Below are 24,731 nucleotides of genomic sequence, written 5' to 3'. Positions count from 1 at the left end.
GCAAGATACTGAAATTTTTTTGGTATTTTGACGTCGGCTTTGCCTGCGCTGACTTCCATTCCAACGTGGGACGATCCCCAGGCTCGCCGCCTGCCGGCCGGTTAAGGCATCGTCGATTCTTCCTCACGCATTCTTCGTTAGATTTCGAGATGGCGATTCAAGCCTTCGTGGATCCTCGCGTAGGTCGCTGCGGCGTCGTCGCCGTTCCGAAGTGCAGCGTTGATCGCATTGCCCACGACTTCGCAAACAGCGATGCCGTGGTCGGAGAATGGTCGTTCCTCACAGGCGATCGCGCGGGAGGCGCGCACGGTGGACAGCAGATCCTCGCGAAAGTGCCGGTCGAACGCCGCGCTGTAGAGCACAGGCAATGACGAGGTCTCCACAGCGTTGCTCTTCAGTCCGTCTTCAGTGAGTTGCGCGTTGGATGTCAGGAACTTTGCCAGCTCCCACGCCTCATCCGGCATATCGGTGCCGACAGGAATGGCCCAGGGCGGCGTGTACAGGTTTGGCGCGCGACCGGCCGGACCCGCCGGTACCAGCGCCACACCCACCTTGTCGGCGAGTTCCGGATCGCGGTCGAGGATGTGCGCATATTCGTTGCCGACATCCATCACCATTCCGACCCTGCCGTTCTTCATGTCGCGGCGCATCTCGACGAAGCTGATGACGTCCTGATCGGGCGGGCACACGCCGCGGATGATGTCGAGGTAGGTGGCCAGGGCCGTGATGTGCGCGTCGGTCGTCGGGGCCGGCGCATTTCCGTCGAGCCATCGCGCGCCGTAGGAACCAAGGAACGAACTCACCGACCACACGGCATGGCCGCCGCCCGCGGCTCCGCGCGTCTCGAAGCCGTAGAATTCGCGTCCCTCATCGCGCCGCACGGCGTCCTGCAACGTGCCAGCGACCTCGCGAAGCTCCGTCCAGTCTGCCGGCACCGGCAAGCCGTAGCGATCGAACAGGTCCCTCCGGTAGAGCAGCATCGAACAGGTGTTGATGCAGGGAAGGCCCAACACGGCGTCACCGAGGGAGACCGCCTCCCGGGTCGCCGGCGTCACGGTATCGAGGGTCAACTCGTCCCGCCGCATCAGCGGAGCCAAGTCAAGCACACGGCCCCTTTGCGCCATGTCGCGCAGGATGATCTCGTCGGTGCAAATGATGTCATAGGCCGGGTCGTCGGCGGTGAACGAGCCGATCATCTGCTCGAACATGTGTTCGATCGTGCCGACGCCGACGGTGTCCCACCCAAGTTCAGTCGGTATGCCGGTCTCGTCGCTGAAGCGCTTCAGCGCCGCCGGCAAGTTCTGGAACGGGTGCCAGTCCTCCTGGTAGACCCTGAGCACACCTTTACCCATTCTCGTCCTCCTGTCTGGCAGGGTGAAAGCACCGCGCTGACCTCGCCCCGGGCCATGGACACAACGCGACCATAGCACTCGAACACGCGATTGCGGTTTGTGGCTGAGGAAGATGATAGTCATGATCCCTCTTTCAGGGAGGGCTATCCCTGGAACTTGAGCGACGCGACTGATCAGGTGGTCTGGTTTGCCGGCGTGGAATCTGACGCCCCGCACGCATGGCAACTGGTTCTCGTCCCCCATTCAGCGTCAGGTGGTGGTCGTGGCGAGAATGAGCCTGGACAACAGCGGCTGCGCTCGCTGCCGGCAAGGCGAACAAGGGCCCCGCGTTGTCGCCAATCTGGACCAGACTGCACTCCTGGACCTGCAATGCCCGGGTGAGGTGGACATGGAGAAGCCCAAGCTGACCAAACAGCAGATACTCCAACGGCTGAAGGAACGGTTGGAGACGCTGTTTCTTGTCGACACCGCGTCGATTCATGCCGACGTTTGGCATGTGCCGCAGCGTGACCCGAGTTATCCAAACTGGGACGTGTCCTTTACGGGCGTTTCGTTCTCCGATCAACGCGCCGTCGAAGCCACCGCCGATCTGGTCCGTCGGGAAGTTGATCTCGAATAGTAGCGAGCGGATGCCGGCGGCGCCGGGACCAAGAGTTCAAGATGACACCCGGCCAGGGTCGCAGGATGTGGGGCTCGGTCTTTAGGCCGATACCGCTTGACCGGGACCCGTGCAGACGGCCCGGGATCAGTCGATTGTCCGGCCGCCGGGGTGCTTCCTGAGAAAATCGAAGTCGCAGCCGTCCTCGGCCTGGAGGACCTGGTCGAGATAGAGCTTGAGGTAGCCGCGATTCGACCCCGGGACCTCGGGGGGGCGCCACTTCGCCCGTCGCTCGGCGAGGGTGGATTCGCGGACCAGCAGTTCGATCCGGCCGGCGGCGACGTCGAGGGAGATCTGGTCGCCATTCTCGACAAGGGCGAGGGGGCCGCCGATCGCCGCCTCCGGGCTGATATGGAGGACGATGGTGCCGAAGGCGGTGCCGCTCATCCGTGCATCGGAGATGCGGACCATGTCCTTCACGCCGGTCGCGGCCAGCTTCTTCGGGATCGGGATGTAGCCGGCCTCGGGCATGCCGGGCGCGCCTTTCGGGCCGGCGTTGCGCAGGACGAGGACATCGTCCGGCCCGACATCGAGGTCGGGTGAATCGATCCGTTCGGCGAGGTCCTGAAGGGAATCGAAGACCACGGCGCGGCCGGCATGCTTGAGCAGAGCCGGGGTCGCGGCTGCCTGCTTGATCACCGCTCCCTTCGGCGCAAGGTTGCCGCCGAGAACGCGGATACCGCCGCCCTGATGGATCGGATCGGCCATCGTCCGCACGACGTCCTGCGGCCAGGGGGCGGGTGCGTCGGCGATGTCTTCGCCGAGCGTCTTGCCGCTGACGGTCCGGCAACCGGTGTCCAGCAGGGCTTCGATCTCGCGCAGGACCGGCGCCAGCCCGCCGGCCTTCTCGAGGTCCTCCATGTAGTGCTGGCCGGAGGGCTTGAGGTCGACCAGCACCGGCGTCTCCGCGCCGATCCGGTTGAAGGTCGCGAAATCGAGCGAAATGCCGAGGCGGCCGGCGATCGCGGTCAGGTGGATCAGACCGTTGGTCGAACCGCCGATCGCCTGGAGCACGCGCAGCGCATTGGCGAAGGCGGCTTCGGTCATGATGTCGCTCGGCCGCAGCTTCTCCGCCGCGATCGCCACGGCGCGGGCGCCGGTCGCTTCGGCATGACGGAGGCGGTCCGCGGCGACAGCGGGGATGGCAGCGCCGCCGGGCAGCATCATGCCCAGCGCCTCGCTGACCAGCGCCATGGTGCTCGCCGTGCCCATCACCATGCAGGTGCCGGCGCCCGGCGCGAGCTTGCCGCTGATCTCCTCGGTCTCCGCCTCGCTGACCTCGCCGGCGCGGTGCATCGCCCAGAAGCGGCGGCAGTCGGTGCAGGCGCCGAGCTTCTCGCCGCGATAGCTGCCGGTCATCATCGGGCCGGTGACCTCGATGATCGCCGGCAGGTCGACGCTGGCGGCGCCCATCAGCAGCGCCGGTACGGTCTTGTCGCAGCCGCCGATCAGCACCACCGAATCCATCGGCTGAGCGCGGATCATCTCCTCGGCATCCATCGCCATCAGGTTGCGCAGGAACATCGATGTCGGATGGGAGAACGACTCGTGCATCGAGACGATGGGGAATTCGATCGGCAGGCCGCCGGCCAGCATCACCCCGCGCTTGATCGCCTCGATCAGGTCGGGGACGTTGCGGTGGCAGGCGTTGTAGCCGGAATAAGTGTTGGTGATGCCGACGATCGGCCGGTCGAGGGCCGAATCCGAGTAGCCCATCGCCTTGATGAAGGCCTTGCGCAGGAAAAGCGAAAAGTCGGCGTCACCGTAGTTGGCGAGGCCTTTCTTCATGCCGGAGGGGCTGTCGGTCATGGCGTTTCATCGTTGTCTGGACGGAGGGCAGGGTGCGCCGGTCATAGGTCATGGCGCCGGGACTGTCGATTCCGCAAGCCGGGGGTCCGGGGTGTCGCGCAGACCATGATCCTGCCGCGCGGCAAGGACGTTAAAGCTTTGCGGAACATTTGCGGCTATGCTGCGTTTTACCACTTGAAGGGCGGGGCAGGACTCCGCTTGGCGAAACAAGAGGGACAGCGTCATGGCGACCACCACAGACAAGGAGATGTCGGAGAACCTGGACAAGCTCCGGGCCGATATCGCGGCACTTTCGGCAACAGTGAAGACCCTCGTATCCGATACGTCGGGGATCCAGTCGACGCTCAAGAAGAAATTCGACGAGACGACGCAGCAGGCGAGCTCGATGGGCGAGAGGATCATCAAGGACGCGACCGGTATGGGTAACGACGCCCTTGCCGCCGCCGCCAAGCAGGCGTCGAGCACGATCGACGAGGTCGAGGTCAAGATCACCAAGAACCCGTTCGCCTCCGTCCTTATCGCCCTCGGTGTCGGCTTTGCGGTCGGTCTCCTGAACCGCCGGTAGAAACGATGAACCTGGGGGGCGTTCTCAAGGCGGCAAGCCTCGGGGTCAGCGTCGCGCGTAACGAGGCCAAGGCGGCCATCGCGCGCGCCGTGACCAACGCCGCGTTCGCGGCCGGCGTGGGGATTCTCGCGATTTTCGCCTTTGCCTTCGGGCTGGCGACCTTCACGGTGTGGCTGGCCCATGAGATCGGGACCGTGCCGGCGCTCGGATACATCGCGCTCGGCTTCCTGGTGTTGACCATCATCGTCTTCATCGTCTGGCGTGTTTCGACGCGCGAAAAGAAGCCGCCGCCGCGCGCCGAGTCTCCCTTGGCCGCCGCGTTTAACGAACAGCCGCGCCGAGCGGGCGAAGAGCCGCCGCCGGGATCGGCGATCGGTTCGCTGGGCGTCGTCGCGCTCGTCGGGTTTTTGATGGCGCGACAGATCTTTCGCCGCTGATCGACAAGTCGGCGGTGGGGCAGCCGGCGAAGGAACCTTTGCCCGCGACCCTGCGTTATCTCTTGTCACGTGCGTAACCAGGCGCGCGCGGCTTTAAGAGATTCAGACCATGGGCGGCATTGTTGAGCGACCGGGCGACGGGAATGACGCCGAGGCAGTGGCTGCGGCTCCGGTCAGGCGCTTTCCGCCGCTGATCACCTTTTCGATCGTCGGCACCTTCCTGATCCTGCTCTGCGGGGCGCTCTATCTCGGCCGTGCCCTGGTCCTGCCCATCATCCTGGCACTGCTGCTGGCGCTGACCTTCATGCCGACCGTTCGCGGTCTGGCGCGACGCGGCATCCCCGAGGCGATCTCGGCCATCCTCATCATCGTCATGATCGGCGGCATGAGCCTGGCGGCATCTGTCCTGCTTGCAGGGCCTGTTACCCAGCTGATCGAGGAGGCGCCGCGGACGATCAGCGCGCTGCGGGAGAAGTTCAGCTACTCCGGCGGCACCGTTTCGGCGCTGATCGAGGCGAGCAAGCAGGTCGAGGAAATGGCCGATGGTCCGGACGCGCCGGACAAGCCGGCCAAGGTGGTCATCGCCCAGCCGGGCATCCTCTCCTGGGCGGCGGATACGCTGTCGGGGATCGGCTCGACGCTTGCCGCCACCTTCGTCCTCGCCGCCTTCCTTCTCGCCTCCGGCGATCTCTTCCTGCAAAAGGTCGTCCGCATCCTGCCGACGCTCCATGACAAGAAGCGATCGGTGCGGATCGTCCACGACGTCGAGTTCGAAGTCTCGCGTTACCTGCTGACGATCTCGGTCATCAACATCTGCTTCGGCGTGATCATCGGGCTCGCGATGGCGGCTTTCGGCATGCCGAATCCGGTGATGTGGGGAATCGCGGCGGCGGCGCTCAACTTCGTCCCGTATCTCGGTGCGCTTGTCGCGGTTGCGCTTGTCGCGGCGACCGCGATCGTCACCTACCCGACCCTGACCATGGCCGCCTTTCCGCCGGTCGCCTACCTGATCATCAACCTCGCCGAGGGTACGGTGATCACGCCGCTGATCCTCGGCAGGCGCCTCGAACTGAATGCCGTCGTCATCCTGATCGCGCTGGCCTTCTGTGGCTGGTTGTGGGGCATCGTCGGCGTGCTGATCGCGGTGCCGATGCTGGTGGTGATCAAGGTATTTTGCGACCACCTGCCGAGACTCGCCAACTTCGGCGAGTTCCTGTCGGGCGCCGCTCCGGCGGCCGTCGACGCCGCGCCCTCGGCAGAGGGCGAACGGCCGGCAGTGGCCGGCGACCGGCGCGACAGGGCCTGAGAAACCAAACAGCCTTTTCATTTCCACGGCTGATGCGGTATTGACCGGCAGCGGCGTTCGCCGCCTGTCTTCCCACCCAAACTGCCGGAGTATCACGATGATCGTCGTTACTGGAGGAAGCGGCAAGCTTGGTCGGGCCTGCGTCAAGGACCTGATGGAGCATGGCTACACCGTAACATCCGTCGACCTGGCGCCGCCGCCAGGCCAGCACAACCCGCCGCTGCCGGGCGATGTCACCTTCAGCAGGGCGGACGTGACGGATTTCGGGCAGGCGATGGCGGCCTTGTCGATGATCGACGAGCGGGTCGAGAAGGTCACCGGCGTTGTCCACCTGGCGGCGATCGCAGCCCCCGGCCAGGCGACGAACCACGTCACATTCCAGACCAATACGGTTTCGACCTACAACGTCTTCGAGGCGGCGCGGCAGCTCGGCATCAAGAATGTCGTCTGGGCGTCGAGCGAGACAGTCTTCGGCATTCCGTATCCGAACGGTCCGGCCTATGCGCCGGTCGACGAGGGGATCGAACATCCCGAGACCGCCTATTCGCTATCGAAGCTGATGGGCGAGAAGATGGCGGAGCAATTCTGCCGCTGGGATCCGGAGCAGAAGATCATCGGCCTGCGCTTCTCCAATGTCATGGAGCCGGGCGACTATGTGAACTTTCCGGGCTTCGACGAGGATCCCCGTTCGCGTCACTTCAACCTGTGGACCTATATCGATGCGCGTGACGGGTCTCAGGCGATCCGTCTGGCGCTGGAATCCGATATCAAGGGCGCGGAAGTCTTCGGCATTGCCAACGCCCAGTCGGTGATGACCAAGTCCAATGACGCGCTGCTCGACGAGGTCTTCCCCGGTACCGAGCGCAAGCGGCCGCTCGAGGATAACGAGTCGCTGATCGCGATCGAGAAGGCGCGGCGCATGCTCGGCTATGAGCCGAAATACGCCTGGCGCGATCTGGTCAAGTCGTAAGCCCCCGCCAATGTCGGAAACCGCCGTCGGCGAAAATGGGATGGTTGTCGCCCCGCATCGGGCGGCAGCCGAGGCCGGAGCGGATGTGCTCAGGGCGGGGGGCAACGCGGTCGAGGCAATGATCGCCGCCGCCGCCAGCATCGCCGTTGTCTATCCGCACATGAACGGGATTGGCGGCGATGCCTTCTTCCTGATCGCCGAGCAAGGCAAGCCGCCGCGCGTCATCGACGCCTGCGGCCGGGCAGGGTCGCTCGCGACGCTCGAGCGCTACAGCGGCAAGGGTCACGACACGATCCCGTCGCGGGGCGCCGACGCCGCGTTGACGGTGGCGGGTGCCGTCTCCGGCTGGATCCTCGCCTCCGAGATCGCTGCGGCTCTCGGCGGGCGGATGCCGCGCCGCGACCTTCTGGGGGCGGCCATCCAGCAAGCCAAGGAGGGCAGCGCGGTCACCCGGTCCTTCGTGCGCTGCATTCTCGACGACCGCTCCGAGATGACGGCCGTTCCGGGTTTCGCCGATCACTACCTGATCGATGGCAAGCCGCCGGAAGTCGGCTCGCTCTTCGTGCAGGAGCGGCTCGCCGACACGCTGGAACAATTGTCGCGCGCCGGGTTTGCCGACTTCTATCGCGGGGACATCGCCGCCGAGATCGCCGCCGATCTCGAAGCGGCCGAGGCACCGGTAACGCGGGACGATCTCCGCAGGCAGGAGGCCGTGTTGCGGCGGCCACTGTCGGTTCCGCTGGCGGACGCGACGCTGTTCAATACGCCGCCGCCGACACAGGGGCTGGCGTCGCTGATTATCCTCGCCCTGTTCGACCGGCTCGGCGTCAAGCGTGGCGAGAGTTTCGAGCATGTCCACGGACTGATCGAAGCCGCCAAGCAGGCCTTTGACGTGCGCGACAGGGAAATCCGCGATCCAGATCATGCCGGCGACATCGACCGGTATCTCGATGCCGGCTGGCTCGACGAGACGGCAGCACGGATCGACATGAAGCGTGCGGCATCGCAGCCGGCGGGCAATGGCGACGGCGACACGATCTGGATGGGTGCGATCGACGGCAACGGGCTTGCCGTCTCCTTCATCCAGTCGCTCTACTGGGAGTTCGGCTCCGGCGTCGTGCTGCCGAAGACCGGCATCACCTGGCAGAATCGTGGGATCAGCTTCTCGCTTGATCCCCGCTCGGACAATCCGCTCATGCCGGGGCGCAAGCCGTTTCACACGCTCAACCCGGCCTTCGCGCGGTTCAAGGACGGCCGCAGCATGGTTTACGGGTCAATGGGCGGCGATGGCCAGCCACAGTTCCAGTCGGCGATCTTCAGTCGCTATGCCCGTTTCGGCATGGAGCCGGCCGAGGCGATCGCCGCGCCGCGCTGGCGCTGGGGGCGGACATGGGGCGAGGGCCAGTCCGGCATTGAGGTCGAGAACCGGTTCGACCCGGATCTCCTCTCCGCCCTGGAACGCGCCGGCCACACGTTGAACCGCCTGGATGAAGCCTATTCCGACGGGATGGGTCACGCCGGTATGATCATCCGCCGCGCCGACGGTCGTTTCAGCGGCGCTTCCGATCCACGCTGCGACGGCGAAGCCGTCCCGGCGTGATACTCCAACGATAGGCTTCCGCCATGCTCGTCCCCGCCGATCCCGTCAAAGCGTTTGTCGACTATCCCGACACGCCGGTGGCGAACGCCGATGACGGACCGCTTTCCGGGCTGACCTTCGCGGTCAAGGACATCTTCGACGTTGCCGGATATCCGACCGGTTGCGGCAATCCGGACAAGCGGGCCGAGAGCGGGCCGGCAGAGCGGAACGCGCCGGTGGTCCAGACGCTGCTCGACGCCGGGGCGCGCTTCGTCGGCAAGACGCATACGGCGGAACTGGCCTTCTCGCTCGATGGGACCAACACGCATTACGGGACGCCGATCAACCCGGCCGCTCCCGATCGGGTACCCGGCGGTTCGTCGTCGGGTTCGGCTGCCGCGGTGGCCGCCGGTCTCGTCGACTTCGCGCTGGGCAGCGATACCGGCGGATCCGTGCGCGGACCGGCGTCCTTCTGCGGCATCATCGGACTGCGACCGACCTATGGCCGGATCGCGATCGGCGGCACCATGCCGCTCGCCGAGAGCCTCGATACGGTCGGCTGGTTCACCCGCGACATCGATACCTATGACCGGGTCGGCGCCGTTCTCCTTGGCGACGATGCCGAGGGCCCGGCGCTGTCGCGGATGATCGTTGCCGACGATGCCTTCGCCTGCCTGCTTGGCGACGAGCCGGCGGCGGCCCTGCGCCCGGTGGTGGAGCAACTGGCGGCCTTGTCCGACGGTCGCGAGTCGGTGACGCTGGCGCCCGAAGGTCTCGAAGCGTGGCAGGCGGTCTTCCGCACCACCCAGGGGTTCGAGGCGTGGCGACATCACGGGCCGTGGATCGAGGGCAGCAAGCCCAGGCTGATGGACGCCGTGCGCGGCCGGTTCGAGGCCGGCAGCCGGGTGTCGCAATCAGACTACGAGGCGGCGGCCGCGAACCGCGCATCCATTCGCGAGCGCATTCACGGCATCCTCGGTGACGACGGGTTCATCGTCCTGCCCACTTTCCCGACTATCGCTCCCCCGCTGAAGTCGGACGACGCGGCGCTCGAGGCGTTTCGCTCCCGGGCCCTGTCGATGATGTGCACCGCGGGGCTCGCCGGTGTGCCACAATTGTCCCTGCCGATGGCGATTGTCGACGGGTGTCCGCTGGGGCTGTCGCTGATCGGACCGCCGGGTCGTGACCGGGCGCTGATCGCGCTGGCAAGGCGACTGCTGGACGCCGTCTAGGGCGCCAATCCGAGGGTGAGGCTATGAAGCCGCTCTGTTTCGTGCTGATGCCATTCGGGCGAAAGCCGGAAGGAACCGGGCGGATCATCGACTTCGACGCGGTCTATAACCAGATCATCAGGCCCGGCGTCGAAGCGGCGGGAATGGAGCCGATCCGGGCCGACCAGGAAGAGATCGGCGGGACCATCCATAAGCCGATGTTCGAGCGGCTGATGCTGTGCGAATACGCGATCGCCGATGTCACCGGCGCCAACCCCAACGTCTACTACGAGCTCGGCATTCGGCACGCGCTGCGGCCGCACAGCACGGTGATCATCTTCGCCGAGAACACGACGCTGCCCTTCGACATCGCTCAGCAGCGCGGCGCGCCTTACCGGCTCGATGCGAATGGCGGTGTCGTCGACGGCGAGGGCGACAGCGCGATGATCGCCCAGCGGCTCCGCACCGCCAACGAAAACACCCACGACGACAGCCCGCTGTTCCAGATGATCGACGGCATGCCACGCATCGAGGTCGACCACGCGAAGACCGACATCTTTCGCGACCGCGTCGCCATCGCCAGGGAATACCGCGATGCGCTGGAGGTCGCGCGCAGGCAGGGTGTGGATGCGGTGCGGGCCGTCGCCGCCGACCCGCGGCTGGCCGAGCTTCGCAACGTCGAGGCAGGGATCATCGTCGACATGCTGCTTTCCTTCCGCGCCGTCGGCACGGCGGAGGGCTGCCAGGAGATGGTCGCGCTCCATGCCCGCATGCCGAAGGAGTTGCAGCATGCCCGCATGGTGCGCGAGCAACTCGGCTTTGCGCTCAATCGCCTCGGGCGATCGGACGAGGCGGAGAAGGTGCTCGTCGAGGTGATCCGGGAATTCGGCCCGAACAGCGAGACCAACGGGCTGCTCGGGCGGGTCTACAAGGACCTGTGGGAAAAGGCGAAGGCGGATGGTCAGCGGATCCCGGCACGTGGCTATCTGAAACGCGCCATCGAGACCTATCGCGCCGGCTTCGAGGCCGACTGGCGCGATCCCTATCCGGGCATCAACGTCGTCACCCTGATGGAGATCCAGGACAAGCCCGATCCCGGGCTGGAGGCGCTCCTGCCGGTGGTGCGCTACGCGGCAAACCAGCGCGCCACGCGCGACGGCGGCAGTGCCGGCGACTATTGGGATCACGCGACGCTGCTCGAGCTGGCGGTGCTCGCCCGGGACGAGGAAGCGGCGGAGGAGGCCGCGGCGACGGCGCTGGCGCTGGTGCGGGAACCGTGGGAGCCAGCGACCACGGCGCGCAACCTGCGGCTCATTCGCGAGGCGCGGGAGACAAGGGGCGAAGACGTGGCGTGGCTTGCCGAACTCGAGGAGGCGCTTGCCGATGCCGAAGCCCGGATGATGGCGAAATGACATTCGTCAGGCGGAAAAAGGACAGGCTGCCTCCATGCTGCCGCAGTGTCTTGGCCTGAAGGAAGGGGGAGTATCCGGATGCGATTTGCAAACAGCGCCATTGCCATAGCGATCCTCGTCGCCAGCGGAGCGGGCGCGACCGCGCATCCGCACATCATCGTCGACGCGCGGGCGGAGATTGTTTTCAACGTTGACGGCAAGATGGCTGCGATCCGCAACATCTGGCAATTCGACGAGGCGTTCACTGCCTTCGCGATCCAGGGCCTGGACGGGGACGGCGACGGCACATTGACCGACGAGGAACTCGCGCCGCTCGCCAAGGTCAATGTCGAATCCCTGCAGGAATTCGGCTTCTTCACCTATCTCGCGGCAGGCAAGGAAGAGGCGACCTTCTCGCCGCCGGACGAATACTGGCTCGAATTCTACGATGGCCGGCTGACGCTGTTCTACACCCTGCCGCTCGGCGCGCCGCTCGCCGTCGGCCCGGACACGACGCTGGAGATCTTCGACCCGGAATATTACGTCGCCTTCAACTTCGTCCCGGACGCGCCGGTCGGGCTGGTCGATGCGCCGGCCGGATGCGACGCCACCTACCAGCAGCCGGGCGAGATCGATGCGCAGACGATGACGATACTCGGCAGCCTTCCGGCCGACCAGCGTGACCTGCCGCCGGAGTTGCAGGACGCGGCAGCCGATCTCGCCAGCCTGATCAGGGTCGCCTGCAAGTGAAGCGACGCCATCTGGCACTGGTCGCCGTCGCGGCGGTCTGCCTGTTCGCGCTGGATGCTTCGGCCGCCCAATCTCCCTTCGGGGTCGGGACGCCGGATACCGGCGGTGGCAGCTTCGGCGGTCCACTCGGTCCCGTCTTCCTCTGGATCGCCCAGCGACAACGCGAATTCTACCAGAGCCTGACCGCGGCCCTTTCGGCCTTCAAGGACAGCGGCGCCGCGGTCTGGGCGTTGCTGGGACTGAGCTTCCTCTACGGCATTTTCCACGCCGCCGGGCCGGGGCACGGCAAGGTGGTGATCAGCTCCTATGTCGTGGCGTCGGGCGAAACGGCCCGGCGCGGCGTTATCATCGCCTTCGCCTCCGCTTTCGTACAGGCGGTGACGGCTGTCGTCGTGGTCGGGATCGCGGCGGCGATCCTCAACGTCACGGCGCAAACCATGACGGTGGCGACCGACTGGCTGGAAATCGGCAGCTATGCGCTGATCGTCGCGGTCGGCGCCTGGCTCTTGTGGTCGAAGACCATTGGCGGCGGGCACCATCACCACCACCATCATCACGGGCCAGTCGGGGACGGACATCACCACCATGGCCACGACCATGGACACGACCATCACGGCCATGGCGAGGCGCATGCCCATGCCCCCGCCGTTCAGTCAGGGCCGAGGCCGCTGCACCGCAACCCGCTGGCGCGCGCCTGGTCGGCGGTGCTCAGCGTCGGCATCCGGCCCTGCTCGGGTGCGATCATCATCCTCGTCTTCGCGCTGTCCCAGGGCCTGTTCATGGCCGGCGTCGCCGCGACCTTCGTCATGGCGCTCGGCACCGGGATCACCGTCGCGGCGCTGGCGACGCTCGCCGTATCGGCCAAGGGCCTTGCCCTGCGGCTGGCGGGAGCGGAGAGCGGCGCCGGGCGCTGGATGCTGCGCGGGGTCGAGATTCTCGGCGCCCTGCTCGTGTTGCTGCTTGGGCTCCTGCTGCTCGGCGGCGCCCTGTCGACGCAATTCGCCAGCTAGCTACTCCGCCGCGGTCGCAGGCGACGTCCGGGCAGCCATATGCGCCCTGACCGCTTCGCCAAAGGCCGCGAAGAGTTTCGCCGAAGGCGCGTCACTTTTGACCCAGTATTCCGGATGCCACTGGACGCCGATGGCAAAGCCCGGCGCGCCGACGACCCGCACCGCCTCGATCGTGCCATCGGGCGCGAGCGCCTCGACCGCGAGGCCCGGCGCGAGATCGCCGATCCCCTGCCGGTGCAGCGAGTTGACGCGAATGGTGCCGGGGCCGAGGACGCCGGCCAGTTGGCCATCGGCCGCGATCGCCACATCCTGATGAATGGCGAACCGCTCGGCCTGGATGTCGGAGACCGGCGCGCGATGATCGTGCCGTCCTTCCCGTTCCTGAAGTTCGGAGATCAGCGTGCCGCCAAGTGCGACATTCAGTTCCTGCATGCCGCGGCAGATGGCGAAGAGCGGAACCCCCTTGCGCAGCGCCGCCGCGATCAGGCCGAAGCTGGCGGCGTCGCGGGCCGGGTCATAGGGCTCGGAGGCCGGGTCGGCCTGCTGCCCGTAGCGTTCGGGATGGACGTTGCTGCGGCTGCCGGTCAGCAACACCCCATCTATCCGGTCGAGGAAGCTGCCCGGGTCGATGGCGTCGGCCATCGACGGCAGGATCAGCGGCACTCCGCCAAATCCGCTGACGATGGCGCGGAGATAGGGCTCGGCCGCAGCGTGCCAGCGATAGCCGTCGATTTCCTTGACGTCGGCCGGGACGCCGATGAGCGGTGCTTGGGGGGTGTCCGGCAACTTCGGCGCTCCGTGTCGGTCAGTTGACAGATTTTGCAAAACCTACTCTTGCTTGCCTACGGCCGGGGCACGCTGGCTTCCGGACCGACCGTGGAGGAGAAACAAAATCATGGATCGTCGTTCCTTTATCAAGAAGGCGGGCATGGCAACAGGGGCGGCCGCTGTCGGCGCCTCGACGCTTGCCGCGCCGGCCATTGCCCAATCCCAGCCAAAGATCACCTGGCGACTGACATCGTCATTCCCCAAGGCGCTCGACACGATCTTCGGCGCCGCGGAGACCATGGCGAGGTATGTCAGCGAAGGGACCGACGGCAATTTTACCATCCAGGTCTTCGCGGGCGGCGAGATCGTCGGCGGCCTGCAGGCGGCCGATGCCGTGACCGCCGGTACCGTCGAGATGGCGCATACCGCCACCTACTATTTCTGGGGCAAGGACCCGACCTATGCGCTGGGGACCGCGATTCCCTTTGGCCTCAATGCCCGCCAGCAGAACGCCTGGTTCTACTACGGCAACGGCAATACCCTGATGAACGAATTCTTCGCCACCCAGGGGCTTTACGGGCTGCCCTGTGGCAACACCGGCGCCCAGATGGGCGGGTGGTTCCGCAAGGAGATCAACGGCCTTGAAGACCTCAAGGGCCTCAAGATGCGCATCGGCGGAATGGGCGGCAAGATCATCGAGAAGCTCGGCGTCGTGCCGCAGCAGATCGCCGGCGGCGACATCTATCCCGCTCTCGAAAAAGGCACCATCGATGCAACCGAGTGGGTCGGTCCCTATGACGACCTGAAGCTCGGCTTCTACAAGGTCGCCAAGTACTACTATTACCCCGGCTGGTGGGAAGGCGGTCCGGTGCTCCACGCGCTCGTCAATCTCGACAAGTGGAACGAACTGCCGGAGTCCTACAAGTCGATCCTGACCGCGGCCGCGCAGGCGGCCAACTCGGACATGATGGCGAGCTACGACTACAAGAACCCGGGAGCGCTCCGGCAACTGGTCGCCGAAGGCGCCCAGCTTCGCCCCTTCAACCAGGAGATCCTCTCAGCCTGCTTCGACGCGGCGGAGGAAACCTATGCCGAGATCAACGCGGTGAACCCGACCTTCAAGAAGATCTATGACGATCAGGTCGCCTTCCGGAAGGACGCCTACCTGTGGGCTCAGTTGTCTGAATACACCTACGACACCTTCATGATGCTGCAGCAGCGGGCGGACAAGCTGTAGGGCTCAGGATGTCCTGACGATCGGCTCCGGGGCTTCCGTCCCGGGGCTCTTCCGGGCAGGCGCTCTGTCGCGGGGATGACGGTTTCGGCCATGGCGACGGACTACCATTGGCGTCCGGCCGGAGCGGACGACCTCGCGGCGATGATCCGGATCGCGGACATCGTCCATCCCGACTACCCCGAGGATCCCGCCATCTTTGGCGAGCGACTCGCGCTCCACCCCCAAGGGGTGCAGGTCGCCGCCAATGGCGCGCCCGGGGGCTACGTCCTCAGTCACCCGTGGATGCTCGGCCAACCGCCGTCGTTGAACCGCCTACTTGGGGCGATACCGGCCGACGCCGACACCTACTACCTGCACGATATTTCGCTGCTGCCCGACCTGCGGGGTCGTGGCCTAGCGCGGGCTGCGATCGAAGCGCTGGTCGACCGGGCCGGGCAGGCCGGCCTGCGGTCGGTGTCGCTGGTCTCGGTGATCGGCGAAGCGTATTGGCAGGCGTTCGGATTTCACGACTCCAGCGCTCGCATCGCGCCGGGCAAGCTCGCGAGTTATGGCGCGGACGCGCGCTACATGGTGCTCGACATCGACGGGGATTGACGTGCCGACACAGCGTCAGTCGAAGCTCGGCGGCTGTGAAAGGTCGAAAGCCGGGGCCTCCGCGGGCTCCGCGGAGTCACCTTCGTCGGGTGGTTGGCCAAGGCCCGGCGGCGGCATGCCAAGGTCTGGCAACTGCAGCCCGCCGGGCGGGCCCTCCAGTCCGCCGCCGCTTCCGCCCAGCGGCGGCAGTTCGAACTCGACATCGCCTGGATCGACCGTCGTTGCTTCGTCCTTGTAGTGGGTGACGATCGGCGGGTAGGCGATGACGATGGCGATCATCAGGATCTGGATCCCGATGAAGGGCAAGGCGCCGCGATAGATCTCGGTCGTCTTGATGCCCGGAAGCGTTCGGCCCGAGACGGCGTCCAGCCACGGTCGCGGCGGCGCGACCGAGCGCAGGTAGAACAGCGCGAAGCCGAAGGGCGGCGTCAGGAACGAGGCCTGGAGGTTGAGCCCGAGAATGATGCCGAACCAGACGAGGTCGATGCCGAGCTTGTCGGCGACCGGCGCCAGCAGCGGCACGAGGATGAAGGCGATCTCGAAGAAATCGAGGAAGCAGCCGAGGATGAAGACCAGGATGGTGACGGCGATGAGAAAGCCGTATTCGCCGCCCGGCAGGGCGAGCAGCAGTTCCTCGACCCATATGTTGCCGTTGACGCCGTAGAAGGTGAGCCCGAAGACGCGCGCGCCGATCAGGATGAACATGACGAAGGCGGAGAGTTTGGTGGTCGAGTCGAGCGCCTGTTTGAGGGTCGACAGGTCGAGCCGCCGCTTGGCGAAGGCGAGGACAAGCGCGCCGGTGGCGCCCATCGCACCGCCCTCGGTCGGGGTCGCGATGCCGAGAAAGATCGTGCCGAGGACCAGGAAGATCAACGCCAGCGGCGGGATCAGCACGATGATCACCTGCTCGGCCAGCCTCGAGAGCAGGCCGAAGCCGAAATGGCGATTGGCGAGGCTGAAACCGTAGACCGCCAGTGTCGCGATGACCGCGGACCAGACGAGGCGGACCTCGTAGCGAAGGTCGGAGAAGACGAAGGTATAGGCGATGGTGTAAAGCGCCACCGCGACGAGTAGCGCTGCGACCACCGACGTGACGCCGCCGCCGAGGGTCCGCGCTTCCTTAGGCAGGGCCGGGGCTGCCCCAGGCCGCAGAATCGTGACGATGAAGACGTAGACGCAGTAGAGCGCCACCAGCAGCAGGCCGGGATAGACGGCGCCGACATACATGTCGCCGACCGACCGGCCGAGCTGGTCGGCCATGACGATCAGCACAAGCGATGGCGGGATCACCTGGGCCAGCGTGCCGGCGGCTGCGATGGTGCCGGCGGCGACGCGGCTGTTGTAGCCGTAGCGCATCATGATCGGCAGGGAGATCAGGCCCATGGCGATCACCGAGGCGGCGACGACGCCGGTGGTGGCGGCAAGGAGCGCGCCGACCAGGATCGCCGCATAGGCCAGTCCGCCGCGGACGGAGCCGAAGAGCTGGCCGATGGTGTCGAGGAGATCCTCGGCCATGCGCGACCGTTCGAGGATGATCCCCATGAAGGTGAAGAAGGGAATGGCGAGCAGGGTGTCGTTGCTCATGACCCCGAAGACGCGCTCGGGATTGGCCTGGAGGAGCGGCCAGAACAGGGTGATCTGGTCCGGCGCGAGTTCAGCCAGTTCGACGCCGACTACGAAGAAGATCAGGCCGCCTGCGGCGAGGGTGAAGGCGACCGGATAGCCGAGGAGCAGCATCGCCATCACGGAGATGAACATGATCGGCGCGAGGTTGTGGGCGATGAGATCGATCATGCGCCGGGCCGCTCGTCACGGCCGGGCAGGCGCCGCATGGTCTCGGGGTCTTCCATCTCGACGATCGGCACTGGCAACGCGTGCGACGGCGTGTCGTCGGGCATCCGCCCGGCAAGGATCAGGCTCCGCTTGATGATCTCCGAAATGGCCTGGGCGCAGAGCAGCACGAACCCGGCAAGCACCAGGAACTTGGCAGGCCAGAGGATCAGGCCGCTGGCATTGGGCGAATTCTCCCCGGACCGGAAGGAGAGCAGGAAGAAGGGCAGCGAGAGATACGCCATCAGGAAGACGAATGGCGACAGGAAGAGGACGTGGCAGACGAGGTCGATCCAGTCGCGCGTCCGCTTCGAGAAGGTCGCCGAGACGACATCGATGCGGATGTGCTCGTTGCGGAGCAGCGTGTAGGCGGCGGCCAGCATGAAAACCGCGCCGAACAGGTACCATTGCAGTTCGAGGAAGGCGTTCGACGACATGTCGAAGGCCTTGCGGATCGCGGCGTTGCCGGCGCTGACCAGAACGGCGACGAGGATCAGCCAGGACACCGAGCGGCCAACAAAGGTCGTGATCGCGTCGATCGTGCGGCTGATCGCCAGCAGGACTCCCATTCAGTACTTCCCCCGGGGCGTTTTTCGCCGCCAACTTTTGCCAGAGCCTGCGCTGGTTACAGGCGCTTGGCAAGCGTCCGTGGCGGTGAGGAACCGGCAGCGCCGGCCGGGCATTATCGAATGGCAACCGGCCGTGAACGAGGAGAACAGGGATGCCTGCGAAATCCAAGGCCCAGCAGAAGGCGGCGGGAGCCGCGCTGTCGGCGAAACGAGGAGACACCAAGGTTGGCGACCTCCAGGGCGCGTCGCGCGAGATGTATGACTCGATGAGCGAGGCTCAGCTGGAGGACTTCGCCGAGACGAAACGGAAGGGCAAGCCGGAGCACGTCGACGACGATTGACCGCCTTCCGCCGTGCCCGGACTTCGCCATCGAAGACCAGCGATTGAACCTTTCCGCCAAGGCCGTCATCATGGCTCCGCCGGTGCCCGGCGGACGGAGGATCGATGGCTCTCGCGGCCGTTTCCCTTGGAGATAAATACGATCTTGGCAGGAGCCGGATTCTTCTGACCGGGACTCAAGCGATCGTGCGGCTGGCGCTGATGCAGCAGGCGCGCGACCGGCGAATGGGGAAGAATACCGCGGGTTATGTGACCGGCTACCGGGGTTCGCCGCTGGGTGGGCTCGACCAGCAATTTGCCCGCGCTGCCAATGTGTTAGCGCCGACCGACATCGTCTTCCAGCCGGCCGTCAACGAGGATCTGGCGGCGACTGCGCTGTGGGGGACGCAGCAGGCGGAGATGCGCGGGGAGGGCCGTTTCGACGGGGTTTTCGGCATCTGGTACGGCAAGGGACCGGGTGTGGATCGCTCCGGAGACGCCCTGAAACACGCGAATCTGGCCGGTGTGTCACCCTGGGGCGGGGTGCTGGCGCTGATGGGCGACGACCATACCTGTGAATCATCGACCACCGCCCACCAATCCGAATACGCCTTCGTCGATGCGATGATCCCGATCCTGTCGCCGGCGGGTGTGCAGGAAATTCTCGACTACGGGTTGTTCGGCATCGCCATGTCGCGGTTCACCGGCCTGTGGGTCGGGCTGAAATGCGTCAAGGACACGGTCGAGTCGACCGCGACCGTCGACGGCTCGCTCGACCGGGTGACGACGGTCATTCCGGGCGCCTACCGGATGCCGGCGGGGGGGCTGGGCATCCGTCCGGGCGATCCGCCGCTGGCGCAGGAAGAGCGGCTGCATGAAAGCAAGATCGCCGCGGCGCTCGCCTTCCTGCGGGTCAACGTGCCGGACCGGCTGGTGCTCTCCGGCGGACGCGAGCCGCGACTGGGGATCATCACCGCCGGCAAGAGCTACCTCGATACCCGGCAGGCGCTGGACGACCTCGGCATCGACGAGGCGCGGGCGGCGGCGCATGGCATCAAGCTGCTCAAGCTGGCCTGCACCTGGCCGCTGGAACCCAACACCATCCGCCACTTCGGCCAGCGGCTGGAAAAGATCATCGTCGTCGAGGAGAAGCGCGGCCTGATCGAGGCCCAGGTCAAGGAGATCCTCTACGGGACGCGAAACCAGCCGGTCGTCGTCGGCAAGCGCGACGAGGCCGGCGAATGGCTGCTGCCGTCGAAGGGAGCGCTCGATTCCAACCAGATCGCCATCGCCATCGGCGACCGGGTCATGGAAAAATTCCAGGACATGCAGGTCGACCGCAAGCTGGCCAGCCTCAAGGCGGCCGAGGCGCGCCTGTCGGAAGGGCGCGACATCGCCAGCCGCGGTTTCTACTTCTGCCCTGGCTGCCCCTACAACACCTCGACCGTGGTGCCGGAGGGGTCGCGGGCCTATGCCGGGATCGGCTGCCACTACATGGTCCAGCGGATGGACCGGTCGACCGAGGGCTATACCCAGATGGGCGCGGAGGGCGCCAACTGGGTCGGCGAGGCGCCGTTCTCGACCCGCCGCCATGTCTTCCAGAATATCGGCGACGGCACCTACAATCATTCGGGCAGCCTGGCGATCCGCGCCGCGGCGATTTCCGGCGTCAACATCACCTACCGCATCTATGTCAACGACGCGGTGGCGCTGACCGGTGGCCAGAAGGTCGACGGCGAAATGAGCGTCGACCGGCTTGCCGCCGAGGTTCGGGCAGAGGGTGCCGGGCGGATCATCATCGTTTCGGAAGAGCCGGAGCGCTACCCGGTGAACGGCATGTGGCCGCCGGGCACGACCATCCTCCATCGCGACGATCTCGACACGGCGCAGAAGGAACTGGCGGCGACCGACGGTCTGTCGGTTCTGATCTACGACCAGACCTGCGCCGCCGAAAAGCGCCGGCGGCGCAAGCGCGGCAAGCTCGCCGATCCCGACCGCCGGGTGGTGATCAACGAGCTGGTCTGCGAGGGGTGCGGCGACTGCGGCGTCCAGTCGAACTGCGTCGCGATCACGCCGCTCGAAACCGAGTTCGGCCGCAAACGGGCAATCGACCAGTCCTCCTGCAACAAGGACATGTCCTGCCTCAAGGGCTTCTGCCCGAGCTTCGTCACCATCCACGGCGCGCGGCCGCATGAGCGCAGCACCGAGACCGGCTTCGACCTGCCGGAGCCGGTCCTGCCGACGCTTGACGGCGATTACGCGATCCTCGTCACCGGGGTCGGCGGCACCGGCGTGGTGACCATCGGCGCGCTGATCGCGATGGCGGCGCACCTCGAGGGCAAGGGCGTCGGGGCGATCGACATGGCGGGGCTTGCCCAGAAGGGCGGGCCGGTGACCAGCCATATCCGCATTGCCGCGACGCCGGCCGGGATCAGCGCGATCCGGGTCGCCGCCGGGGGCGCCGATACGCTGCTCGCCTGCGACATGGTGGTCGCCGGCTCGGCGCGGTCGCTCGCGGCGATCAACCCCGGCCGCACCCGCGCCTTCGTCAACAGCCACGAGACCTATCCCGGGGAATTCACCCACGACGCCGACTTCACGCTGCCGACGCGCCGGCTGCTCCAGTCGATCGCCGAGCGGGCGGGCGAGGGCAATACGCGAACGATCGAGGCGACCCGCACCGCCACCGCGCTGCTCGGCGACGCGATCGCCACCAACATGTTCATGCTGGGGCTGGCGCTGCAGTCCGGCGCGATCCCGCTGTCGCCGGCATCGATCGAGCGGGCGATCGAACTGAACGGCGTCGACGTGGCGATGAACAAGGCGGCGCTGGCCTGGGGGCGCCGGGCGGCGATCGACCCCGTCGCGGTCGCCGAGGCGTCCGACCGGCTTGGCGGGCGGCCGACGGAACCCGGCCGGCAAAGCCTCGACGCCATCGTCGAGCGTCGCGTCCAGTTCCTCACCGCCTACCAGAACGCAGCCTATGCCAAGCGCTTTGCCGAGGCGATCGGGGCGATCCGGCAGGCCGAGCGCAAGGCGTCGCCGGGGCGGGACGATCTCTCCGCCGCCGCCGCGCGCAATCTCTTCAAGCTGATGGCGATGAAGGACGAGTATGAGGTGGCGCGGCTGTTCACCGACACGTCCTTCGAGCGCCAGCTCCGCCGCGACTTCGCGTCGTGGGACAAGCTTGAATTCCACCTGGCGCCGCCGCTGCTGGCGCAGACCGATCCGGAGACCGGACGGCCGGTGAAGTCCAGCTTCGGCCCATGGATGCGGACCGGCTTCCGGTGGCTGGCGCGCTTCAGGCGCCTGCGCGGCACGCCGTTCGATCCCTTCCGTTATTCCGCCGACCGGCGGCTGGAACGGCAACTGCTGGCCGACTACCGCGAGACGCTTGCGCTGATCGCCGGGCAGGTCACGCCCGGCAACTACGGCGCGGCGGTGGCTCTGGCCCAGTATCCCGAAAAGATCCGCGGCTACGGCCCGGTGCGGCAGGAAGCCGCCGCGACGGTCGCGCCCGAGGCGGCGCGGCGACGGGCGGCTTTTGTCGCCGGTCGCGCGCCAGTGGCTGAGGCGGCGGAATGAGGGTTGGTGGCCGCCGGTCGCGGCGAGGAGCACGACAGGCGGGGAAGCAGACTTGACACGCTCACCGATCAATCGTCGCGCATTTGTGACGACCGGCGCCCTGGCGCTGGCCGGTGGCGCGCTCGGCGTCCAGCCGGTGATCGGCCAGGAGTCGGTTGTCGCGACGCGGCCGCTGGGCAAGCTTGGCAAGGTCGACATCGCCACCAATCGCATCATCCGACAGGTCGCTGGTCTCCGTCCATTCCGGCCGTCGGGATTCGTCGTCCGCGCCGAGCAACGCGGCGACAAGACGATCATCCACAATTACGGGCATGGCGGCTGCGGGATAACCCTGTCATGGGGGACGGCGAAGATGGCGCTCGACCTTGCGCTGGCGACGCCGCACCGGACCGCTGCGGTGATCGGCGCGGGCGTCATCGGCCTGACCACCGCCCGGCTGCTGCAGGACCATGGCTTCGATGTCGCGGTCTACGCGAAGGCGCTGCCGCCCGACACCACCTCGAATGTCGCGGCCGGCGTCTTCGGCGTCACGTCGATTGCCGACACGGACGAGCTCGAAGGACCTTTCCGGGCCAGGCTCCAGGAAGCGGCGCGGTTCGCCCATCGATATTTCCAGCCCTTCGTCGGACGATCCTACGGGGTCAAGTGGATCGATTTCTTCCTGCTCGGCGACGAGCGGCCGGAACAACCGCCGGACTTCGCGGTGACACCGGAACTCTATCCGCTGACCGCCTACGAGCCGGGGCAGCATCCGTTCCCGACCCGATACGCCGCCAGCTTTCCGACGCTGTTCGCCGAGACGAATGTCTTCATGCCGCGGCTGCTCGACGAGGTCATCGGGCGGGGTGCGGCGGTCAAGGTGCGGGCCTTCGCGTCGGTCGAGGATATCGGCGGGCTGGCCGAGCCGCTGGTTTTCAATTGCACCGGGCTGGGGGCGAAGGCCCTGTTCGGCGACGCCGAGCTTACGCCGGTGAAGGGGCAACTCACCCTCCTGCTGCCGCAGCAGACGGTCGACTATTGCTATCTCGATGGCGCGCGCGACCTCTACATGTTTCCGCGGAGCGACGGGATCGTGCTGGGCGGCAGCCACCAGCACGACGTCTGGTCGACAGAACCCGACCCGGAGATCGCCCGGGCGATTTTCGATGGTCACCGCGAGATCATCGACGGCATGGGCTGAGCGACGGCTGCGGGCCTTGCCAGGCCGGCCCGCGTCTCAGCCATCGATACCATCGGCGACGAGAAGCCGTCGCGCCATGGCGCTTACCTTTTCGATATAGAGCGACTGCGACCAGCCGCAGTCGATCGTCAGGTGCTCCCAGTTGCGCACCGAAAGCAGGGTCCAGAGGATATCGGTCGCCCGCTCGACCGAATGCTCGGCCGTCAGCCGGCCGTCGCGGTCGAGGGCGTCGATGGCGGCGTGGCAGCCGTGGCGCACGGCGCCCATCCGGCCGGCCCAGGCGTCCTTCGCGCCTTCGTCGGATTCGCCCATGATCATCAGCGCCTTCCCGACCCCGTAGATCTCGGGGATGTAGTTGCCCCAGGCGTCGATGAAGGCGTCGAGGCGCTCGATGCCGGTCCTGGCCGAACGGCTGCGGACCAGCCGCGCATCGACATCCTTTACCTCGTCGATGTGCAGCGTCGTCGCCACCAGCAGGTCCGACCGCGCCGGAAAATGCAGGTAGAGCGCCTGCCGGCTGACGCCGGCTTCCCTGGCGATATCCGTCATCCGCACCTCGCGGCCCTGGGCCGCCTCGAGGAGCTTCCACGCGGAATCGAGGATTCTTTTTCGAGTTTCGGGATTTCCACTTGACACGGTGTAAAGCAACTCCTATTGAACGCCTCGCAACTTGACACAGTGTCAAGTGAAAGGGAAGACGGCTCCGAGCGATTGGCCTTCCTCCCGCGAAACCAAAGGAGAAAGACCATGCAGAACCAGACCATTCTCGTCATCGGATCGACCGGCAAGACCGGATCCCGCATCGCCGCCATCCTGGCCGAACGCGGCTTTTCGGTTCGCCACGGCTCCCGCAAGGCGGCCATTCCCTTCGACTGGGAAGCCCCGGAGACCTGGGCGGCGGCGCTCGACGGCGTCTCCTCCGCCTACGTCTCCTACTTTCCCGACCTCGCCTTTCCCGGCGCGTCCGAGAAGATCGAGGCGCTGACCAAGGTGGCGGCCGAAGCCGGGGTGAAGCGGCTGGTGCTGTTGTCCGGTCGCGGCGAAAGCCACGCCCAGGCGGCCGAGGCGATCGTCGCGAAGAGCGGCCTCGACTACACGCTGGTGCGGGCCTCGTGGTTCGCCCAGAATTTCAGCGAGGGGTATCTCCGCGACCAGGTCCTCGACGGCATTGTTGCCGTGCCGGCCGGCACGGTGCGGGAGCCGATCGTCGATGTCGACGATATCGCCGACGTGGCGGTCGCGGCGCTGACGGAGGACCGCCACTCCCGGCAGTTCTACGAAGTCACCGGGCCGCGGCTCCTCGGCTTCGACGAGATGGCGGCCGAGCTTGCCGCCGCCACCGGACGGCCGGTCCGCTACATGCCGATCACCTTCGACGCGTTTCACGCGGCGATGACCGAGGCCGGCGGCACCTTTGTCGCCGACGTCTTCACCGCCATCAGCCGCGAGGTTCTCGACGGGCGCAACGAGTCGCTTGGCGACGGCGTGCAGCGGGCGCTGGGTCGCGCGCCGCGCGATTTCACCGATTTCGCCCAGGCCGCGGCCGCGCAGGGCGCGTGGCGCAAGGCGGCGTGACCACCCGGAGCGATGCGCTTCGGGCCCTCAAGACAT

At 66.5% G+C, this 24,731-nt stretch carries 22 protein-coding genes; 16 read left to right on the top strand and 6 right to left on the bottom strand.

Annotation, left to right across the window (positions count from 1 at the left end):
- Positions 1-137: 137 nt before the first annotated feature.
- The gene (locus tag BLT60_RS00985) at positions 138-1,352 is read right to left on the bottom strand and encodes an ABC transporter substrate-binding protein (protein ID WP_175478232.1); all 1,215 of its coding nucleotides are present in this window, start codon (positions 1,350-1,352) and stop codon (positions 138-140) included.
- 271 nt (positions 1,353-1,623) lie between these two features.
- Between BLT60_RS00985 and BLT60_RS00980 the strand changes: the two genes are divergently transcribed.
- Complete coding sequence (locus tag BLT60_RS00980) at positions 1,624-1,971, top strand: hypothetical protein (protein WP_090874348.1); 348 nt, start codon at positions 1,624-1,626, stop codon at positions 1,969-1,971.
- 126 nt (positions 1,972-2,097) lie between these two features.
- On the opposite strand, the gene BLT60_RS00975 is transcribed toward BLT60_RS00980, so the two are convergent.
- Positions 2,098-3,819: an IlvD/Edd family dehydratase gene (locus tag BLT60_RS00975; RefSeq protein ID WP_090874347.1), complete on the bottom strand. Its 1,722-nt coding sequence runs from the start codon at positions 3,817-3,819 to the stop codon at positions 2,098-2,100.
- Between the two features lie 223 nt (positions 3,820-4,042).
- On the opposite strand from BLT60_RS00975, the gene BLT60_RS00970 reads away from it, so the two are divergent.
- From BLT60_RS00970 to BLT60_RS00930, 9 genes are all read left to right on the top strand, one after another.
- The gene (locus BLT60_RS00970; RefSeq protein ID WP_090874346.1) at positions 4,043-4,384 is read left to right on the top strand and encodes an ElaB/YgaM/YqjD family protein; all 342 of its coding nucleotides are present in this window, start codon (positions 4,043-4,045) and stop codon (positions 4,382-4,384) included.
- A 5-nt stretch (positions 4,385-4,389) separates the two neighbouring features.
- The gene (locus tag BLT60_RS00965; RefSeq protein WP_090874345.1) at positions 4,390-4,821 is read left to right on the top strand and encodes a phage holin family protein; all 432 of its coding nucleotides are present in this window, start codon (positions 4,390-4,392) and stop codon (positions 4,819-4,821) included.
- A 109-nt stretch (positions 4,822-4,930) separates the two neighbouring features.
- Complete coding sequence (locus BLT60_RS00960; RefSeq protein ID WP_090874344.1) at positions 4,931-6,127, top strand: AI-2E family transporter; 1,197 nt, start codon at positions 4,931-4,933, stop codon at positions 6,125-6,127.
- Between the two features lie 97 nt (positions 6,128-6,224).
- Positions 6,225-7,097 carry an NAD-dependent epimerase/dehydratase family protein gene (locus tag BLT60_RS00955; protein WP_090874343.1) on the top strand — a complete coding sequence of 291 codons (873 nt, stop codon included), beginning with the start codon at positions 6,225-6,227 and terminating at the stop codon, positions 7,095-7,097.
- Between the two features lie 10 nt (positions 7,098-7,107).
- Positions 7,108-8,697, top strand: coding sequence for a gamma-glutamyltransferase family protein (locus BLT60_RS00950; RefSeq protein WP_090874342.1), 1,590 nt, complete (start codon positions 7,108-7,110; stop codon positions 8,695-8,697).
- A gap of 23 nt (positions 8,698-8,720) precedes the next feature.
- Positions 8,721-9,908: an amidase gene (locus tag BLT60_RS00945; protein WP_090874341.1), complete on the top strand. Its 1,188-nt coding sequence runs from the start codon at positions 8,721-8,723 to the stop codon at positions 9,906-9,908.
- A gap of 23 nt (positions 9,909-9,931) precedes the next feature.
- Positions 9,932-11,299 carry a TRAFs-binding domain-containing protein gene (locus BLT60_RS00940; protein WP_090874340.1) on the top strand — a complete coding sequence of 456 codons (1,368 nt, stop codon included), beginning with the start codon at positions 9,932-9,934 and terminating at the stop codon, positions 11,297-11,299.
- 78 nt (positions 11,300-11,377) lie between these two features.
- Positions 11,378-12,028: a DUF1007 family protein gene (locus tag BLT60_RS00935; RefSeq protein WP_090874339.1), complete on the top strand. Its 651-nt coding sequence runs from the start codon at positions 11,378-11,380 to the stop codon at positions 12,026-12,028.
- Entirely contained in the window at positions 12,025-13,038 is a 1,014-nt protein-coding gene (locus BLT60_RS00930) for a nickel/cobalt transporter (protein WP_175478231.1), read from the top strand. Before BLT60_RS00935 ends, BLT60_RS00930 begins: the two co-directional genes overlap by 4 nt.
- On the opposite strand, the gene BLT60_RS00925 is transcribed toward BLT60_RS00930, so the two are convergent.
- Entirely contained in the window at positions 13,039-13,824 is a 786-nt protein-coding gene (locus BLT60_RS00925; RefSeq protein ID WP_090874337.1) for a gamma-glutamyl-gamma-aminobutyrate hydrolase family protein, read from the bottom strand.
- A 109-nt stretch (positions 13,825-13,933) separates the two neighbouring features.
- Between BLT60_RS00925 and BLT60_RS00920 the strand changes: the two genes are divergently transcribed.
- Positions 13,934-15,043, top strand: a complete 1,110-nt coding sequence (locus BLT60_RS00920) for a TRAP transporter substrate-binding protein (protein ID WP_090874336.1) — start codon at positions 13,934-13,936, stop codon at positions 15,041-15,043.
- 90 nt (positions 15,044-15,133) lie between these two features.
- Complete coding sequence (locus BLT60_RS00915) at positions 15,134-15,637, top strand: GNAT family N-acetyltransferase (protein ID WP_090874897.1); 504 nt, start codon at positions 15,134-15,136, stop codon at positions 15,635-15,637.
- 15 nt (positions 15,638-15,652) lie between these two features.
- Here the strand turns inward: BLT60_RS00915 and BLT60_RS00910 are convergent, their stop codons facing one another.
- On the bottom strand, positions 15,653-17,431 hold the full coding sequence (locus BLT60_RS00910; protein ID WP_090874335.1) for a TRAP transporter large permease: 1,779 nt from the start codon (positions 17,429-17,431) through the stop codon (positions 15,653-15,655).
- Positions 17,428-18,036 carry a TRAP transporter small permease subunit gene (locus tag BLT60_RS00905; RefSeq protein WP_090874334.1) on the bottom strand — a complete coding sequence of 203 codons (609 nt, stop codon included), beginning with the start codon at positions 18,034-18,036 and terminating at the stop codon, positions 17,428-17,430. The genes BLT60_RS00910 and BLT60_RS00905 overlap by 4 nt, the downstream gene beginning before the upstream one ends.
- 152 nt (positions 18,037-18,188) lie before the next feature.
- On the opposite strand from BLT60_RS00905, the gene BLT60_RS00900 reads away from it, so the two are divergent.
- The 3 genes from BLT60_RS00900 to BLT60_RS00890 all read left to right on the top strand — a co-directional run bounded on the left by BLT60_RS00900 (position 18,189) and on the right by BLT60_RS00890 (position 23,120).
- Entirely contained in the window at positions 18,189-18,377 is a 189-nt protein-coding gene (locus BLT60_RS00900) for a DUF3008 family protein (protein ID WP_090874333.1), read from the top strand.
- A 104-nt stretch (positions 18,378-18,481) separates the two neighbouring features.
- Positions 18,482-21,940, top strand: a complete 3,459-nt coding sequence (locus tag BLT60_RS00895; protein ID WP_090874332.1) for an indolepyruvate ferredoxin oxidoreductase family protein — start codon at positions 18,482-18,484, stop codon at positions 21,938-21,940.
- 52 nt (positions 21,941-21,992) lie between these two features.
- The gene (locus tag BLT60_RS00890) at positions 21,993-23,120 is read left to right on the top strand and encodes an FAD-dependent oxidoreductase (RefSeq protein ID WP_175478230.1); all 1,128 of its coding nucleotides are present in this window, start codon (positions 21,993-21,995) and stop codon (positions 23,118-23,120) included.
- Between the two features lie 36 nt (positions 23,121-23,156).
- Here BLT60_RS00890 and BLT60_RS00885 read toward each other — a convergent pair whose 3' ends face one another.
- A complete protein-coding gene (locus BLT60_RS00885; protein ID WP_090874896.1) occupies positions 23,157-23,756 on the bottom strand; it encodes a TetR/AcrR family transcriptional regulator in 600 nt (199 codons plus the stop codon).
- A gap of 111 nt (positions 23,757-23,867) precedes the next feature.
- Between BLT60_RS00885 and BLT60_RS00880 the strand changes: the two genes are divergently transcribed.
- Positions 23,868-24,695, top strand: coding sequence for an NAD(P)H-binding protein (locus BLT60_RS00880; RefSeq protein ID WP_090874330.1), 828 nt, complete (start codon positions 23,868-23,870; stop codon positions 24,693-24,695).
- Positions 24,696-24,731 lie beyond the last annotated feature (36 nt).

The sequence above is a fragment of the Bauldia litoralis genome, from assembly GCF_900104485.1.
Classification (GTDB): domain Bacteria; phylum Pseudomonadota; class Alphaproteobacteria; order Rhizobiales; family Kaistiaceae; genus Bauldia; species Bauldia litoralis.
The sequence above is the reverse complement of the archived record's forward strand: the minus strand, read 5'-3'. Positions and strand labels throughout refer to the sequence as shown.

What these genes read in the sequence shown, in the direction of transcription:
- BLT60_RS00985 (WP_175478232.1), bottom strand. Translation starts at nt 1,352, where the DNA reads ATGGGTAAAGGTGTGCTCAGGGTCTACCAGGAGGACTGGCACCCGTTC.
- BLT60_RS00980 (WP_090874348.1), top strand. Translation starts at nt 1,624, where the DNA reads ATGAGCCTGGACAACAGCGGCTGCGCTCGCTGCCGGCAAGGCGAACAA.
- BLT60_RS00975 (WP_090874347.1), bottom strand. Translation starts at nt 3,819, where the DNA reads ATGACCGACAGCCCCTCCGGCATGAAGAAAGGCCTCGCCAACTACGGT.
- BLT60_RS00970 (WP_090874346.1), top strand. Translation starts at nt 4,043, where the DNA reads ATGGCGACCACCACAGACAAGGAGATGTCGGAGAACCTGGACAAGCTC.
- BLT60_RS00965 (WP_090874345.1), top strand. Translation starts at nt 4,390, where the DNA reads ATGAACCTGGGGGGCGTTCTCAAGGCGGCAAGCCTCGGGGTCAGCGTC.
- BLT60_RS00960 (WP_090874344.1), top strand. Translation starts at nt 4,931, where the DNA reads ATGGGCGGCATTGTTGAGCGACCGGGCGACGGGAATGACGCCGAGGCA.
- BLT60_RS00955 (WP_090874343.1), top strand. Translation starts at nt 6,225, where the DNA reads ATGATCGTCGTTACTGGAGGAAGCGGCAAGCTTGGTCGGGCCTGCGTC.
- BLT60_RS00950 (WP_090874342.1), top strand. Translation starts at nt 7,108, where the DNA reads ATGTCGGAAACCGCCGTCGGCGAAAATGGGATGGTTGTCGCCCCGCAT.
- BLT60_RS00945 (WP_090874341.1), top strand. Translation starts at nt 8,721, where the DNA reads ATGCTCGTCCCCGCCGATCCCGTCAAAGCGTTTGTCGACTATCCCGAC.
- BLT60_RS00940 (WP_090874340.1), top strand. Translation starts at nt 9,932, where the DNA reads ATGAAGCCGCTCTGTTTCGTGCTGATGCCATTCGGGCGAAAGCCGGAA.
- BLT60_RS00935 (WP_090874339.1), top strand. Translation starts at nt 11,378, where the DNA reads ATGCGATTTGCAAACAGCGCCATTGCCATAGCGATCCTCGTCGCCAGC.
- BLT60_RS00920 (WP_090874336.1), top strand. Translation starts at nt 13,934, where the DNA reads ATGGATCGTCGTTCCTTTATCAAGAAGGCGGGCATGGCAACAGGGGCG.
- BLT60_RS00915 (WP_090874897.1), top strand. Translation starts at nt 15,134, where the DNA reads ATGGCGACGGACTACCATTGGCGTCCGGCCGGAGCGGACGACCTCGCG.
- BLT60_RS00910 (WP_090874335.1), bottom strand. Translation starts at nt 17,431, where the DNA reads ATGATCGATCTCATCGCCCACAACCTCGCGCCGATCATGTTCATCTCC.
- BLT60_RS00905 (WP_090874334.1), bottom strand. Translation starts at nt 18,036, where the DNA reads ATGGGAGTCCTGCTGGCGATCAGCCGCACGATCGACGCGATCACGACC.
- BLT60_RS00900 (WP_090874333.1), top strand. Translation starts at nt 18,189, where the DNA reads ATGCCTGCGAAATCCAAGGCCCAGCAGAAGGCGGCGGGAGCCGCGCTG.
- BLT60_RS00895 (WP_090874332.1), top strand. Translation starts at nt 18,482, where the DNA reads ATGGCTCTCGCGGCCGTTTCCCTTGGAGATAAATACGATCTTGGCAGG.
- BLT60_RS00880 (WP_090874330.1), top strand. Translation starts at nt 23,868, where the DNA reads ATGCAGAACCAGACCATTCTCGTCATCGGATCGACCGGCAAGACCGGA.